Annotated in this window: 13 protein-coding genes; all 13 read left to right on the top strand. The window is 56.9% G+C overall.

What is annotated here, in order from left to right; translation table 11 throughout:
- Nucleotides 1–100: 100 nt before the first annotated feature.
- A complete protein-coding gene (locus tag Enr13x_RS18435) occupies nucleotides 101–1,141 on the top strand; it encodes an NAD-dependent epimerase/dehydratase family protein (protein ID WP_145388425.1) in 1,041 nt (346 codons plus the stop codon).
- Nucleotides 1,138–2,139 carry a glycosyltransferase family 2 protein gene (locus Enr13x_RS18430; protein WP_145388424.1) on the top strand — a complete coding sequence of 334 codons (1,002 nt, stop codon included), beginning with the start codon at nucleotides 1,138–1,140 and terminating at the stop codon, nucleotides 2,137–2,139. The genes Enr13x_RS18435 and Enr13x_RS18430 overlap by 4 nt, the downstream gene beginning before the upstream one ends.
- Nucleotides 2,140–2,146: 7 nt before the next feature.
- Nucleotides 2,147–2,965 carry a hypothetical protein gene (locus tag Enr13x_RS18425; protein WP_145388423.1) on the top strand — a complete coding sequence of 273 codons (819 nt, stop codon included), beginning with the start codon at nucleotides 2,147–2,149 and terminating at the stop codon, nucleotides 2,963–2,965.
- Nucleotides 2,962–4,137, top strand: a complete 1,176-nt coding sequence (locus Enr13x_RS18420) for a class I SAM-dependent methyltransferase (protein WP_145388422.1) — start codon at nucleotides 2,962–2,964, stop codon at nucleotides 4,135–4,137. The genes Enr13x_RS18425 and Enr13x_RS18420 overlap by 4 nt, the downstream gene beginning before the upstream one ends.
- A 102-nt stretch (nucleotides 4,138–4,239) precedes the next feature.
- Complete coding sequence (locus Enr13x_RS18415) at nucleotides 4,240–4,515, top strand: acyl carrier protein (RefSeq protein WP_145388421.1); 276 nt, start codon at nucleotides 4,240–4,242, stop codon at nucleotides 4,513–4,515.
- A 1-nt stretch (nucleotide 4,516) separates the two neighbouring features.
- Complete coding sequence (locus Enr13x_RS18410; protein WP_145388420.1) at nucleotides 4,517–6,103, top strand: AMP-binding protein; 1,587 nt, start codon at nucleotides 4,517–4,519, stop codon at nucleotides 6,101–6,103.
- Nucleotides 6,104–6,107: 4 nt separating this feature from the next.
- Nucleotides 6,108–7,457 carry a type III PLP-dependent enzyme gene (locus Enr13x_RS18405; RefSeq protein WP_145388419.1) on the top strand — a complete coding sequence of 450 codons (1,350 nt, stop codon included), beginning with the start codon at nucleotides 6,108–6,110 and terminating at the stop codon, nucleotides 7,455–7,457.
- Between the two features lie 12 nt (nucleotides 7,458–7,469).
- Nucleotides 7,470–8,390 carry a GNAT family N-acetyltransferase gene (locus Enr13x_RS18400; protein WP_145388418.1) on the top strand — a complete coding sequence of 307 codons (921 nt, stop codon included), beginning with the start codon at nucleotides 7,470–7,472 and terminating at the stop codon, nucleotides 8,388–8,390.
- 72 nt (nucleotides 8,391–8,462) lie between these two features.
- Complete coding sequence (gene rfbG, locus Enr13x_RS18395) at nucleotides 8,463–9,590, top strand: CDP-glucose 4,6-dehydratase (RefSeq protein ID WP_145388417.1); 1,128 nt, start codon at nucleotides 8,463–8,465, stop codon at nucleotides 9,588–9,590.
- Between the two features lie 3 nt (nucleotides 9,591–9,593).
- Nucleotides 9,594–10,931 carry a glutamate-1-semialdehyde 2,1-aminomutase gene (locus Enr13x_RS18390; RefSeq protein ID WP_145388416.1) on the top strand — a complete coding sequence of 446 codons (1,338 nt, stop codon included), beginning with the start codon at nucleotides 9,594–9,596 and terminating at the stop codon, nucleotides 10,929–10,931.
- The gene (locus Enr13x_RS18385) at nucleotides 10,928–12,319 is read left to right on the top strand and encodes a DUF4910 domain-containing protein (RefSeq protein ID WP_197456136.1); all 1,392 of its coding nucleotides are present in this window, start codon (nucleotides 10,928–10,930) and stop codon (nucleotides 12,317–12,319) included. Before Enr13x_RS18390 ends, Enr13x_RS18385 begins: the two co-directional genes overlap by 4 nt.
- 123 nt (nucleotides 12,320–12,442) lie before the next feature.
- Entirely contained in the window at nucleotides 12,443–13,681 is a 1,239-nt protein-coding gene (locus Enr13x_RS18380) for a class I SAM-dependent methyltransferase (RefSeq protein WP_145388415.1), read from the top strand.
- An 81-nt stretch (nucleotides 13,682–13,762) separates the two neighbouring features.
- Entirely contained in the window at nucleotides 13,763–14,701 is a 939-nt protein-coding gene (locus Enr13x_RS18375) for a phytanoyl-CoA dioxygenase family protein (RefSeq protein ID WP_197456135.1), read from the top strand.
- Nucleotides 14,702–14,719 lie beyond the last annotated feature (18 nt).

Raw genomic sequence — 14,719 nt, 5'->3', positions numbered from 1 at the left:
TTGCAACTCCATAAAACTTGTCGTCGCCGGGAGTGCATTCGCCGCCCCCCCAACCAACATCGGACACTGACTGACAACCAACTTCTGTCCTTTGAATTTCATGTCTGACTCAACTGATTTTGACCGTCCCGTTTTGGTCGCCGGCGGTGGTGGTTTCATCGGCGGTCACTTGGTGGCAAATCTGCTCGACCAGGGATACCGACGGGTACGCGCCGTTGACCTCAAACCGCTCGATCAGTGGCACCAGCTGCACGACGCCGCCGAGAATTTGCAGGCCGATCTTTCCTTGCTGGAAAACTGCAAGGGAGCATGTGAGGACGCCGGATCCGTTTACAACCTCGCCTGCGACATGGGCGGAATGGGCTTTATCGAGAACAACAAGGCACTCTGCATGCTCTCGGTATTAATCAATACCCATCTCTTGATGTCCGCACGCGACGCGGGAACGAAAACGTTTTTTTATGCCAGCAGCGCGTGCGTTTACAACGCCGAAAAACAAAAGACCCCCGACGTGATTCCGCTGCAGGAGTCGGACGCGTACCCGGCGATGCCGGAAGACGGCTATGGATGGGAAAAACTATTCTCCGAACGAATGTGCCGCCATTTTCAAGAAGACTTTGGAATCGAAACACGAATCGCACGTTTCCACAACGTCTATGGCCCCGAAGGAACCTGGGACGGCGGTCGCGAAAAAGCTCCTGCGGCGATTTGTCGAAAAGTCCTCGAAGCGGTTGCCAGCGGGAAGCACGAAATCGAAATCTGGGGCGACGGCCAACAGACACGCAGCTTCATGTACATCGATGATTGTCTACAGGGCATCCGTCTGATCATGCAAAGCGATCTCTCCGCGCCCATCAATCTCGGCTCCAGCGAATTGATCACGATCAATGGGCTGGTCGATATCGTGGAATCGATCGCCGGCATCCGGCTGAAACGAACCTACAAGCTCGATGCTCCCAAAGGCGTCAACGGACGGAACAGTGACAACACCTTGATTCAACAGAAACTCGGTTGGCAGCCCGGCGTTCGATTGAGTGACGGAATGCGAAAAACCTATCGCTGGATTGAACGCGAATTTCAAAAACGTCAAACCGAACACGGACGCGCCCCTTCACCCTCCGTCCGTCACATTCCACAATGAACGCAGATCCACCGCGAGTCTCCATCGGCATGCCGGTCTACAACGGAGAAAAGTATCTAGCCGAAGCCATTGAATCGCTGCTCGGACAGACGTTCGCGGACTTTGAACTGATCATCGCGGACAACTGTTCCAGCGACGGCACCGAACAGATTTGCCGTCGTTTTGCACAGCAAGACCGCCGAATCCGTTACCACCGCCATCGCGAAAATGTTGGCGCGATCACCAACTTCAATGGCGTTTTTGAAGAAGCCCGCGGCGAGTACTTTAAGTGGGCCGCCCACGATGATGTCTGCCAACCGCAGTTCCTGCAATCCTGTGTCGACATCTTGGATGAACATCGAGACGTTGTCTGGTGTCATACCCGCTCCGATATGATCGATGCACAAGGCGATTCCTGGCTGCACCAACTCCCCGCGGATGCCGAGGAACTTGAACGACAACCGGACGGGTCTCGCTGGTGGAGCGGATTCCCGCGAAAACATTTCGATTCCGCTGATCCCCACCTCCGCTATGCCGGTGTGCTTCTGGGCACCAACTGGTGTGTCGATTCCTACGGGCTGATCCGCGCTTCGGCATTGCGGAAAACGCGATTGCTGATGCCGCTTTATGGTGCCGAAAAAGTGTTGATGGGAGAGTTGAGCCTGGTCGGTAAATCGATGGAATGCCCCCAGCTTCTGTTCGCTCAGCGCGTCCACGCCGATGCGTCGAGCAATCTGGACACGGCGTCGGCCCAGGACACGTTCGCGGCCAATCGAAACGCCAAGCCTTTCGTTTCAACGCGATTGGCGATTCTCGTCGCCCATCTCGGTGCGGTCAGACACGCCGAGCTATCGTTGCCGGAAAGATTACGCTGCAACGCCGTCATCCTTCGTTATGTCTTTCAGGTCCACAAATGGCGCCGAGTCCTGAACATGATGCGGCGTGGCGCGGGGATCGGCGGCGGCGGAAAACGTATGCTGGACGCTAAACGCCGACAATCTCCCGTGGACGCGAGCTGACGTTGCCATGACACCATCATTGCCTGCTGACGATGAGCATCGATCGGGACAATCTGACGCGCCACCGAGTCCGCCGGTCCCGACGGAGATTCCGTTGCCTCTCGATCCACGACGCTTGGCAAAGTTTTTTGCGTTCGTTATCCCGCTGATTGTCATTTTCGGCGCGGCGGCCAATTATGCCGTCTACAATCTGGCCCCCGATCCCGATCACCCCGTCGCTGACGTTCTTAAACGTTTCGACCTTGGACACGAGCCGAGCATTCCGGCCTTGTACTCAGCGACCGTGATGTTGATGATCTCCGGGGTACTGTTGTTCTTCGGACACTTCGATCGATCCGACGGCGGCCGGCACCGGCGGGGGTGGCTGTTACTCGCAGCCCTGTTCCTTTGCCTGGGAATTGACGAAGTTGTGATGTTTCATGAGATGGCCAACGCGGCGCTCGAGCGGCTCCATTTGGACGGCCCCTTTTATTTCTCATGGATTTTGCCCGGAGCGATCTTTGCCGCCACGATCGGTTTGCTGTCGTTGCGTTTCCTCTGGTCGCTCCATGCCGTCACACGACGACTGATGGTGCTCTCCGGTATGGTATTTCTGTCCGGAGCACTTGGCATGGAATTCATCGCCGGATTGATCTTCTCGGCCGCAGAAAACGAGGAGGCTGCGATCAGTTCGGTTTCACACGTGTTGATCCAAGCCGTGGAAGAAGGTCTGGAAATGGCGGGCATGGCGATGTTCCTGTGTGCCCTCGTCAATCACGCACGTCTTGTCGGCCTGGTGATTAGCGTCCGTGACAATTCGTCTTGCCGATCCGCGGAGACAACATGACTGCGATCACTTCGTCAAACTGTTGTCGCGGGTGCAACGCATCCGACCCCAAATTGTTTTACCGCAATCCGCAGATACCGGCGAGCGTCGGCACGCTACCACATTCCCGGGACGCGGCACGACAGATGCCCTGCGGTCAAATTGAATTGGTCGCGTGCGACCGATGCGGTCTGATTCAAAACCGGGTTTATGACGTCGATCGCGTGGGTTTTGTCCCCGGATACGAAGTCTCGTTGTTCCATACACCGACGTTTCGACAATACATTCAAGGCGTTTGCGACCGCTTGATCCGGCGTTACGGGCTGCACGGAAAGCGTCTACTGGAGATCGGCTGTGGCGGCGCTGACTTCTTACGATTGATTTGCCGCAGCGGTGGCAATCACGGCGTCGGTGTCGATCCGACCATTGCCCAACCGCTGCAGGAGTCGGTCGGCGACGGATCGATTCGTCTCGTTCCCGGGTTCTTTTCCAAAGCGCACGATGCCCTGATCGGCGACTTCATTTGCTGTCTCTCCGTATTCGAAGACATCCCCAATCCGCTCGCATTCTTGACCCAGTTGCGTGAATCCATCGGCGATCGCGACGTGCCGATGTACTTCGAAGTCTTCAACGGTTTTCGATCGATACGCGAGTTGGAAGTTTGGAGTATCCACTACGAGCAGTGCAATTACTTCAGTCTGGAATCGTTGACGGGGTTGTTTGAAAGAGCGGGTTTCTCGGTCATTGACGCTGACGTCTGTTATCAGGGTGACCAATATCTGTACGTCGAGGCCCGCCCGGGGACAGCCAGATCCCCGCGGTCGGATTTCTCATCGATGATCCCCGCGGTAGACCGCTTTGCCGGTGAATATGAGAAGCGGCGCGAACGATGGCAACACAGGCTGGACACATGGCAGGACCAGAACAAGACCGTCGTACTATGGGGATCGGGGGGCAAGGGAATCAGCTTTCTTACCTCGCTGTCGAATTCCGGCACCGTCGCGTACGTCGTCGACGTCAATCCTGACCGCCAGGGATGCCACATTCCGATCAGCGGGCAGGAAATCATCGCCCCCCGGCGACTCGCTGAGATTGCCCCCGACGTGGTGATCCTCTCCAACCCGCTCTATCAGCACGAAATCAGCCGGCAATTGACGGAGTTGGGGTTGCAACCGGAAATACTGGTTGCGTGAACCCTGGCAGAGGCTTTTTCACTCCGACCGGATCTGGAGCGTCCCCGTCTTCGGACTAGTCTGGACAGCTCGACGATTCATCAAAGGATCACGGATTTTCAAATGACACAGCTTGATCGAACCTACTCTCAAATTTCGGAATTCGTCTCGCGCGCCTTCCCCCTGGCAAAACAACGGGAAATCGGGCCCGACGACTCGCTCTTCGACAACGGCATCATCGACTCGATGGGAACGCTGGAAGTGATTCAGTTTTTGGAAGATGAATTTGGGATCGAAGTGAGCGACGAGGAAATGGTCGATGACCACTTCGAATCGATCAATCGCATCGCCCGACTGGTGAATTCAAAACTGCCGGACGGACTCCGGGACGGACAGTAAGATGCGTTTCTTGGTTCACCACATGCTCCGCGATTCCGCGTCGGCTCGGCCCGACCACCCCGCGATTGTCGGGAACGATCAGTGTGTCGATTACCAAACGATGACCGCGCGGGTGGCGTCACTGGCAAATGGACTGCGTGAGGCCGGCGTTCGGCGTGGTGATCGTGTGGCGGTCTTTCTTCGTCCCGGTCTTTCGTTGCCGATCGCCATCTTTGCCGTCGCCCAGGCTGGTGGAGTGTTTGTGCCGATCCATCACGGATTCTTTGCCGAACAGGCCGGACATATTCTGCGTGACTGTGGCGCAACGGCGCTGATCACCGATTCAACCCGATGGGATCTGGTCGACGAAGTCCTGGCGACGATTCCCCAATTGCAATTCGCTGTCATCGACGGCACTGCCAAACGCTCCGGCCGTTTCCCCACGCTCGCACTGGACCAGCTCGTTGCCGCGTCGGCAAAGGACATCGAACCCCGCTGTATCGAAAAGGATCTGGCTGCGATCCTTTACACCTCGGGGTCAACCGGAAAACCAAAAGGCGTGATGCTCAGTCACGCCAATCTGTTGTCCGGAACGGAAATCGTCGCGGATTACCTCGCCATCGGTGAACACGACCGAATCCTCGCCGCCTTGCCGTTCAGTTTCGACGCGGGACTGAATCAACTGATGACGGCGGTGCTCAAAGCCGCAACCACCGTGATGATCGAGTTTCGATTTGGTCGCGACATCGTCGGGAAATTGGCCGCGGAGCAGATCACGGCACTCGCGGGAGTCCCGTCGCTGTGGAGCTTGCTAGCGCAACCCAGTGCGGGACTCGCCAAGCAGTCGCTGCCGCATTTGCGTTACATCACCAACACGGGCGGCGCGATCCCGCAGAACGTGCTCGCTCAATTGCGTCAATTGCTGCCACAGACCGACATTGTGTTGATGTACGGACTAACCGAAGCATTTCGTTCGACCTACTTGCCGCCGGCAGAACTGGATCGCCGTCCCACCTCGATGGGCAAGGCGATTCCCAACACGGAAATCGTGGTGGTCGACGAACACGGCCGACCGTGCGAACCGGGACAAGTCGGCGAACTGGTGCACCACGGACCGACGGTTTCGCTGGGCTATTGGGGGCACCCGGAACTGACCGATCGCATCTTGCGTCCCCATCCCTTTCCCGCGGCAGGTCAACACGTCAAAGACCGAGTGTGTTATTCCGGTGATCTGGTCAAGACCGACGAGGACGGATTTCTGTATTTCGTCGGCCGCCGCGACAACCAAATCAAGTCCTCCGGATTCCGTATCAGCCCGAACGATGTCGAAGCTATGATTTGCAAAGTCGCATCGGTGCGCCAAGCCGCGGTGATCGGCGTGCCCGACGCAATCCTCGGCCAACACTTGGTCGCCTTTGCCATTGCCGAGGAAAACGCAGGCGTCTTGTCCGCCAACGACATTCTGGCTCGATGTGCGGGCGTGATGCCACGCCACATGGTTCCCAAACGCATCGAGTTTGTCGACGTGCTGCCGATGACATCCAGCGGGAAAGTCGACTACCCTGCGCTCCGCCAGAGAGTGTCCGAAAACCACTCTCAAAACACTTGAATCGATGTCCGCTACAGCAAAGAAAAGAAAGCCGCGTCCCTCGATCGACCACGTCGCACGGCTGGTCGAACAGTTCTATGGTCGACGCGACAACGAACTCTACGTGGGTGGGATCGCCGTTTCGGAAATCGCAGAGACATTCGCAACGCCGTTATTTGTATACGACGCCGGCGTGATGCTGAAAAAACTGGAACAACTCCGCGCAACCTACCCCGAACGCTTTGAGCTTTTTTATTCCATCAAAGCAAATCCCAATGCCGAAATTCTGAAACTGTTCCTCGCCCGCGGCTGCGGTCTCGAAGTCGCCTCCGGCGGTGAACTTCATCAAGCGTTGGCAGCGGGCTGCTCGCCCGACCGACTGATCTTCGCAGGTCCCGGCAAGACCCAGGACGAACTGCGTTCGGCGCTCGACGCATCGATTCGCGAGATTCATGTCGAATCGATCGAAGAAGCCCGTTTGCTCGATTCCCTGTCTGCTGGCCGCGCCAAACCCACAAACATCGCGCTCAGGATCAACCCCGCCACGGACGCCGGTGGTGCAATGCGGATGGGCGGCCAAGCGTCTCCGTTCGGGATCGACGAAGAGTGTTTGCCCGACGTGCTCGATCAGATTCTGCAACTTCAACACGTCCGTGTGGTCGGCGTTCATCTATTCATGGGGACGCAGATCTTGGATGCGGAAACGCTGCTGTCACAATACCACCGGGCGATTGAGATCGCGTTGCAAGTTGCCCACCGGATTAATGGACCGCTGGAATCGATCGATTTCGGCGGCGGGCTGGGAACGCCTTACTTTCCACACGAGCAGGAGCTCGATCACTCGAGACTGGTTGACGGACTTCGAGAGGTCGATGTCAAACTGAATGCGGAACCCAAACTGGCAGCGGCCCGTGCGATGGTTGAACCCGGCCGGTTTCTGGTCGCCGAAGCGGGGATTTATCTGTCCAGAGTGCTTCGCGTCAAACCATCACGCGGCAAAACGTACGCGGTGATTGATGGCGGCATGCACCACCACCTCGCCGCATCGGGAAATCTGGGGCAAACGATCAAACGCAACTTCCCGGTCGCGGTGGCCAACAAGATCGCGGTGCCGTCAACACAAGAGGTGCAACTGGTTGGCCCGCTCTGCACTCCGTTGGACTGTTTGGCCCGCAATGTTGTTTTACCGCCCATCGCCGCCGACGATCTGATCGCCGTCTTTCAATCAGGCGCCTACGCGAGAACCTCCAGTCCCCATGGGTTCCTCAGTCACGACACGCCGCCGGAGGTGTTGGTCGTCGACGGGCAGGTGCGTCAGATCCGACGTCGCGGCCGAGCGGATGATTGGTTGCGTGATCAGGTTTCACTGTCCTAAGCGAGTGGAACCATGGTCAAACTGGAAAAAATTCGATCGCAGCTGTTCCCGAATCTGTACGAATCCTTTTTAAAGGACGACGATCCGCTATCGGATCAACAGGACTGGCGGAACGTGTTCGATTACCGATGGCCGACCGACCACGACCATTGCGGTTACGCACTGTTGGACAACGACAAAGTCGTCGGCATGATCGGAATGGTCTTCAGCCAGCGTTTCATCAATGGTGCAAAGCGAAACTTTTGCAATTTACACACCTGGTGGGTCCACCCCGACCATCGCGGCCGAAGTCTGGCTTTGTTGCGCCCGGTCTTGAAACTGAACGATTACACGATCACTCACTTTACGCCGGATGCGGAAGTTCGTGCCGTCACCAAACGACTCGGATTTTCAAGTCTCCATTCACAGCTGAAGATTTTGCTGCCGTTACACAAGCAAAACCGACACGTCACGCTTCTGGATGATTGCCAGGAAATCGCGGGTTTGCTTGACGAACATGAACAGCGCATTCTCAAGGACCATCTTCCTTACAATGTCGGGCATCTGTGCATCGTCGACGGGAACGAATCTTGCTACGTCCTTTACACCCACGTGGTCCGTCACCGGTTGCCATATTGCCATGTTCACTACGTCGGGAACCAAGCCGTCTTCGCCAGACACGAAGCGGACGTCCGCAACGCGTTGATTGCCAAGCACCACGTAAAATTTGTCGCCTTGGACTGCCGGCTTGCTGCCGACATCCGCTTCCCGCGCAGTTTCAATTTTTGGGCTCCCGAACACGCCGTTTACCGCCCCGTCGGACTTAAACCTCATCAAATCGATCATTTGTATTCCGACGTCGTGTTTCTGAAACTGACGACGTTGCCTGATTTGAGTCACGAACTGGGCCAGATTTGGCGGCGATTTGTCCCGGGATTCCTGGCGTCGAAGTAACTTATCAACGGTGATCTACACTTCATTGCCGGTGTTGTCGCCTTCGCTCATCCCTTTTTGATTGACACGACGATGAATTTTGTCGAACAGCAAATCTTTCGCGGAAAACGCGTTTTCCTGACCGGACACACCGGTTTTAAGGGCTCGTGGATGGCGCTCTGGCTGCACCAACTCGGCGCAGAGGTCACCGGATATGCACTGCAACCGCCATCCAATCCGAGCCATTTCGAAGCGGCAGACGTGCAATCGTCGCTCGCCCACCATCACTTGGCAGACATCCGCGACGCGGACCGGATCAATGCTGCGATGAAATTGGCCGATCCCGACATCGTGATCCATTTGGCCGCCCAAAGCGTGGTCCGTACCGGTTACGCGATTCCCCGTGAGACGTTTGACGTCAACGTGATGGGAACCATCGGTGTGCTGGACGCGATCCGTGCCTTGGACAAACCTTGTGCCGCATTGATGATCACCAGCGACAAGTGCTACGAAAACGTCGAACAGGTCTGGGGCTATCGAGAACACGATGCCCTCGGCGAACACGATCCCTATGGCGGCAGCAAGGGCGCGGCTGAAATTGCGATCCGCACCTATCGTCATTCGTTTTTCCCCGTCGATCGAATTGCCCGGCACGGTGTGCGACTGGCCAGTGCCCGCGCCGGAAATGTGATCGGCGGAGGCGATTGGACGAAAGACGCTTTGATCGTCGATGTTGTTGCCGCACTGTCGCAGGATCAGCCGATTCATCTCCGCAGCCCGCACGCCCTGCGACCCTGGCAACACGTGCTGCAGTGTTTGAGCGGGTATTTGACGATCGCCGCACGACTGCTCGGCGACGATGCGGCAGACTACTGTTCGGCTTGGAATATCGGCCCGCTGCCGGGCAACGAGCTGCCCGTGCAGCAAGTCGTCGAACACTTCATCCGTTGTTGGGGCGACGGTCAATGCGTTGATGCCTCCGATCCGAATCAATTGCCCGAAGCAAACATCCTCAGGCTCTGTATCGACAAAGCGATTTGGAAACTCGGTTGGCGTCCGCGTTGGTCGGTTTATGAAACGTTGGAAAAGACCGTGGATTGGTATCGGGCATACCTCGCCGATCCCGATTCGATTCGCGACGTCAGTTTGGGCCAGATTCGGCACTATGAACAGGCACTGGCCGGCGACCACCAGACGTTGCAAGCAGCTCAGCGGAGTTAGCCCATGGAATTTTCAAAATCACGAGCAATGCAGCGTCGCGTTCACCAGGTCATTCCCGGTGGCTGTCACACCTATGCCAAGGGCGACGACCAGTTTCCGTACCTCGCTCCCGGCTTTATCAGCCGCGGCCACGGATGCCACGTTTGGGACGTCGATGAAAACGAGTACATCGAGTACGGGATGGGATGTCGCGCGGTGTCCTTGGGGCACGGGTTTGAACCGATCGTCCAAGCCGCCGCATCGGAAATGCAACACGGCGTCAACTTCACACGCCCCGCCGCGATCGAATTGGAGTGCGCCGAAGAATTGCTGGGCATGATCCACGGCGCCGAACAGTGCAAGTTCGCAAAGGATGGATCGACCGTTACCACGGCGGCGCTCAAATTGGCCCGCGCCGCGACCGGCCGAGACCGTGTTGCATTGTGTCGCGATCACCCGTTCTTTGCGATCCACGATTGGTTCATCGGCACGACGTCGATCAACGCCGGCATTCCCAAAGCCGTCCAGGATCTGTCGCTGACCTTTCGCTACAACGACCCCGAGAGTTTGGAACACCTGTTCCGTCGGTATCCTGACCAGATTGCCTGCGTCATACTCGAACCGGCCAAACACGAAGATCCCCAAGATCATTTTTTGCACCGTGTCCAGGAAATCTGTCAACGGCATGGCGCTGTGTTTGTGCTGGATGAAATGATCACCGGGTTTCGCTGGGACAACGGCGGGGCGCAAAAAACTTACGACATCGTTCCCGACCTGTCGACGTTCGGAAAGGCACTGGCAAACGGGTTTTCTCTGTCAGCGCTGGTCGGCAAACGCAAATGGATGGAGCCGTGCGGACTGTTTCACGACCAGCAGAGGGTCTTCGCGCTATCGACGACCCATGGCGCCGAGACACATGCGTTGGCCGCCGGGATCGCAACGATGCGGTTTTACCAACAGAATCCGGTCATTGAAGTCTTGCACCGACAGGGGGCTCGGTTGGCCGAAGGAATCCGCAGGGTGATCGTCGAGCAGGGCGTCGAAGGATCCGTCGAAGTCCTCGGAAAACCCTGCAATTTGGTGTTCGCCACGCGCGATCGCGAAGGCAAACCATCGCAAGGCTTCCGGTCGCTGCTGATGCAAGAGCTGATTCGCAATGGTGTGCTCGGCCCCTCGTTGGTGATCAGCTATTCGCATTCCGATCAAGACGTTGATCAGACCATTGAGGCATTTCGCGCTGCAACCGCCGTTTATCGTCAGGCACTCGACGAGGGATACCAACGGTATCTGGTCGGCCCCGCAACCCAGGTGGTCTACCGTGACTTCAACGCTCCGGCGTATCAAGGAGTCGACCAGGGATGAAATTGTCCGAGTGCCCGATTGATTTCGATGTCGAAGGCCAGCAGATGCATCGACTGGCGGCCGAGCTGTTCCCCCTGCATCGCTCCGTCACGGGGCAAGCGGTGCGGTCGACGCACGAGATTCTTTCCCGGCTGATCCCGTTGACGGTCACCGAGGTCCCCAGCGGCACGGACGTGTTTGACTGGACCATTCCGCAAGAGTGGCGGATTCGAGATGCATTCATCGCCGATGCTGACGGGCAACGCGTCGTGGACTATGCGGATTCAAATCTACACGTCGTCAATGGCAGCCGACCGGTGAATGCACAACTGTCGTGGGATGAACTTGAGCCCCATCTTCACAGCGTTCCCGACCAGCCGACGGTGATTCCCTATCGAACCGCGTTTTTTCGCGATGCCTGGGGCTTTTGCGTGACCGAGTCGCAGCGCGATCAACTGCGTCGGGGCGGGCCCTGGCAAGTGGTCATCGATGCGGAGTACTTTGACGGCTCGTTGACCTTGGCGGATTCGCAGCTGGGCGGTTCCAGCGATGAAACCGTCTTGTTTCACTGCCACACCTGTCATCCGTCGCTGGCCAATGACAATCTCTCGGGCCTCGTCGTGGCGACTCATCTGATCAAGCACCTGCAGACGCGAGACCTACGTTTGTCGTATCGTTTTGTGTTTGCCCCTGCCACGATTGGAGCGATCGCTTGGCTTGCACATCAGCCTCGGTCGTCTCTCGAACGGATCAAGCACGGCATGGTGCTGACGCTGCTCGGTGATTCTCGGCCCTTTGTCTACAAGCAATCTCGACGCGGAAATGCGATCATTGACCGATTGGTCCCACGCGTCCTCTACGAGATCGGGCAATCCCATCGCGTTCAATCCTTTTCACCGACGGGTTACGACGAGCGTCAGTATGGATCGCCCGGCATTGATCTTCCGATCGGGTGTCTGAGCCGCAGCGTGCATGGGGAGTTTCCCGAGTACCACACGTCGGCGGACAACTTGGATTTCATCCGTCCGGAGAACTTGGGGCAATCGCTGCGAGCTTGCATTGAGATCGTCAACGGTTTGGAAGCCAACGTTTTCCCGATCAACCGATTCCCGATGGGCGAACCGCAATTGGGGCGTCGCGGCATTTTCCGAGCCTTCGGCGAACAGGACGACCGGGGACTCTTTCAGTCGGCCATGATGTGGATCCTGAATCTGGCCGACGGCGAACACGACCTGCTGTCGATTGCCGAAAGATCCGGGCTACCGCTAAACGTCATCAACGATGCAATCGAAATCATGTCGACCCACGGCTTGATCGATACAAGCTGCATTTCCGACCGCGAAAGATTTCGGCGGTATTGCGATGTCGCCAGGTTCGTTGAAGGTCGGTCGCCCCCTGATCACACTTGATCCCACGCGAACTGCCAATCGGTCGAACTGCAATACGCTTATGCACGAATCGTGCAACCTCCCAATCGCCCAATAGCCCCAACCATGGAATCGACACAGATCCAACGCAGAAGTTCTGCAGAGATGAGCACCGATATTCGCGGATGCCGCCTCTGTCGATCGCCTCTGAAGCACACCGCCATCGATCTGGGATTGTCACCGCTGTGCCAGAATCTTGTCCCCAGGGAGAATTTGAACAAGGGAGAAATGTTCTACCCGTTGCGGGCGTTCGTTTGTGATCAATGTTGGTTGATCCAGGTTCACGAGCTTGTCAGCGGCGAAGACATCTACAGTCACTACGCGTACTTTTCGTCGAACTCCGATTCGTGGCTCCAACACGCCAGCGATTACTGTGACGACATCGTCGAACGTCTATCACTCGATCAAGACAGCCAGGTGGTGGAGATTGCAAGCAACGACGGGTACCTGCTCAATTTCTTTCGCGAAAAGGGAGTCCCCGCCTATGGCGTGGAGCCCGCGGCGAACGTCGCGCAAACGGCGATCGATCGCGGGCTGGATTGCGTGGTGAAATTCTTTGGAGTCGAGACCGCCAAACAGTTGGTCGCCGAGCGAGGCAAGGCAGACCTGGTGTTAGGAAACAACGTGATCGGACACGTGCCCGACCTGAATGACTTTGTCGCCGGATTAAAAATCTTGCTCGCCGAGCACGGAACGGTCACGATTGAGATTCCCCACGCGATCAATCTGATCAAAGCCAATCAATTCGACACCATCTACCAGGAACACTACTCGTACTTCTTGCTGCTGACGATGCGGCAAGTGTTCGAGCGTCACGGCATGGTGGTCTTTGATGCCGATGAGATTCCCACCCACGGTGGCTCCCTACGCTACTATGCCTGCCACGCCGAAGGCACCCGCCGGCCCGTCGCGCCGATCGTCGAAGCGATTGAGCAACGCGAGATCGACGCCGGGCTGCAAGACCTAGACACCTATCGTGACTATTCGAGATGTGTCAGTGAAACGAAATGGAACCTTTTGGAGTTCCTGATCCAGGCTCGGCGTGACGGAAAATCTGTCGCCGGATACGGTGCCCCGGGGAAGGCGGCCACGCTGCTGAATTACTGCGGGATCCGAGAAGACCTGCTCGAGTACACCGTCGATCGCAACACGATGAAACAGGGCACGTTTCAGGTCGGGACACTGATTCCGATTCACGCCCCCGAAATGATCTCCGTCACCAAGCCCGACTACATTCTGATACTTCCGTGGAACTTAAAGGAAGAAATCATGGAACAACTGTCCTACGTGCGCCAATGGGGCGCAAAATTTGTCGTGCCGATCCCCGAACTGATGGTTCTTTAACTCGATCAATCTTACCACGCGACAGTTTGCCGCCGATCGGCCACGGTTGTCCAGAAATCGAAACCACAAAAAAAGCGTCTCATGAAAACGGTGTATTTTAATTCGTCAGACAACGAGCGTTTGCGCCGCGAAAGGCTCTACGCCGGCGAGCTGTATGTTTACTCACCAACACCCAGCGGAATTGCGTTGTGCGATTTCGCCCGAGATCTGTGTGAAGAAGCCTTTGCACCGCACGATCCACGCGAAGCCCAGCATCAGCTTGCCGTCGAGACGTATGTCGAAATCCTCAAAACATTGAAACCGAAATTCATTCACCATCCCGAATGCAAAAAGCTGATTCCGGCGCTGTTGGAAGAATTGGGATGTGACCTCGAACAGACATACTTTGACGTGCCGCGGCTGCGAACGGCGTGTGCGGGGGACTACCTCAATAGCGGACTGGCGTATGCCTTTAAACCGCATCGCGACACGTGGTACTCCACCCCGATGTCGCAGCTGAACTGGTGGCTGCCCGTCTACCCGATCGAATCCAACAATGCGATGGCGTTTCATCCGGCCTACTGGGACACGCCGATCCAAAACAGTTCCGCACTGTTCAACTACCAGGACTGGAACGATCGAGGGCGTCGGGAAGCGGCCAAGCAAATCGGCAAAGATACCCGAGTCCAGTCCGAAGCGCTCGAACCTTTGACCCGACTGGACCCGCAAATTCGGCTGGTTCCCGAGCCCGGCGGTTTGATCGTCTTTTCCGCCGCGCACCTGCATTCAACCGTCCCCAACACCACCGATCAGACTCGTTTCAGCATTGATTTTCGCACCGTCGATGCACGTGACACCCGCGCGATGCGTGGGGCGCCCAACATTGATGGACTTTCAACCGGGACGACGATGATGGATTATCTGCGCGGCTCTGACCAATTGCACTTTCCGGATGACGAAATCCAGCGATTCAAAGACGCCCAACCGGTTGCCCAATACCCGACACCCGACGAAGTGCTGTCACGCCTGTTCTCCGCTTAAGTCCGACGGTAACGACTT

Origin of the sequence: Stieleria neptunia (assembly GCF_007754155.1) — a bacterium.
Classification (GTDB): Bacteria; Planctomycetota; Planctomycetia; order Pirellulales; family Pirellulaceae; genus Stieleria; species Stieleria neptunia.
This window is presented reverse-complemented; position numbering and strand designations above follow the sequence as displayed.

Excerpts from the sequence above, each read along its gene's own strand:
- Enr13x_RS18385 (WP_197456136.1), top strand. The coding sequence starts at position 10,928 with ATGAAATTGTCCGAGTGCCCGATTGATTTCGATGTCGAAGGCCAGCAG.
- Enr13x_RS18420 (WP_145388422.1), top strand. The coding sequence starts at position 2,962 with ATGACTGCGATCACTTCGTCAAACTGTTGTCGCGGGTGCAACGCATCC.
- Enr13x_RS18410 (WP_145388420.1), top strand. The coding sequence starts at position 4,517 with ATGCGTTTCTTGGTTCACCACATGCTCCGCGATTCCGCGTCGGCTCGG.
- Enr13x_RS18380 (WP_145388415.1), top strand. The coding sequence starts at position 12,443 with ATGAGCACCGATATTCGCGGATGCCGCCTCTGTCGATCGCCTCTGAAG.
- Enr13x_RS18405 (WP_145388419.1), top strand. The coding sequence starts at position 6,108 with ATGTCCGCTACAGCAAAGAAAAGAAAGCCGCGTCCCTCGATCGACCAC.
- Enr13x_RS18390 (WP_145388416.1), top strand. The coding sequence starts at position 9,594 with ATGGAATTTTCAAAATCACGAGCAATGCAGCGTCGCGTTCACCAGGTC.
- Enr13x_RS18430 (WP_145388424.1), top strand. The coding sequence starts at position 1,138 with ATGAACGCAGATCCACCGCGAGTCTCCATCGGCATGCCGGTCTACAAC.
- Enr13x_RS18375 (WP_197456135.1), top strand. The coding sequence starts at position 13,763 with ATGAAAACGGTGTATTTTAATTCGTCAGACAACGAGCGTTTGCGCCGC.
- Enr13x_RS18435 (WP_145388425.1), top strand. The coding sequence starts at position 101 with ATGTCTGACTCAACTGATTTTGACCGTCCCGTTTTGGTCGCCGGCGGT.
- Enr13x_RS18425 (WP_145388423.1), top strand. The coding sequence starts at position 2,147 with ATGACACCATCATTGCCTGCTGACGATGAGCATCGATCGGGACAATCT.
- rfbG (WP_145388417.1), top strand. The coding sequence starts at position 8,463 with ATGAATTTTGTCGAACAGCAAATCTTTCGCGGAAAACGCGTTTTCCTG.
- Enr13x_RS18400 (WP_145388418.1), top strand. The coding sequence starts at position 7,470 with ATGGTCAAACTGGAAAAAATTCGATCGCAGCTGTTCCCGAATCTGTAC.
- Enr13x_RS18415 (WP_145388421.1), top strand. The coding sequence starts at position 4,240 with ATGACACAGCTTGATCGAACCTACTCTCAAATTTCGGAATTCGTCTCG.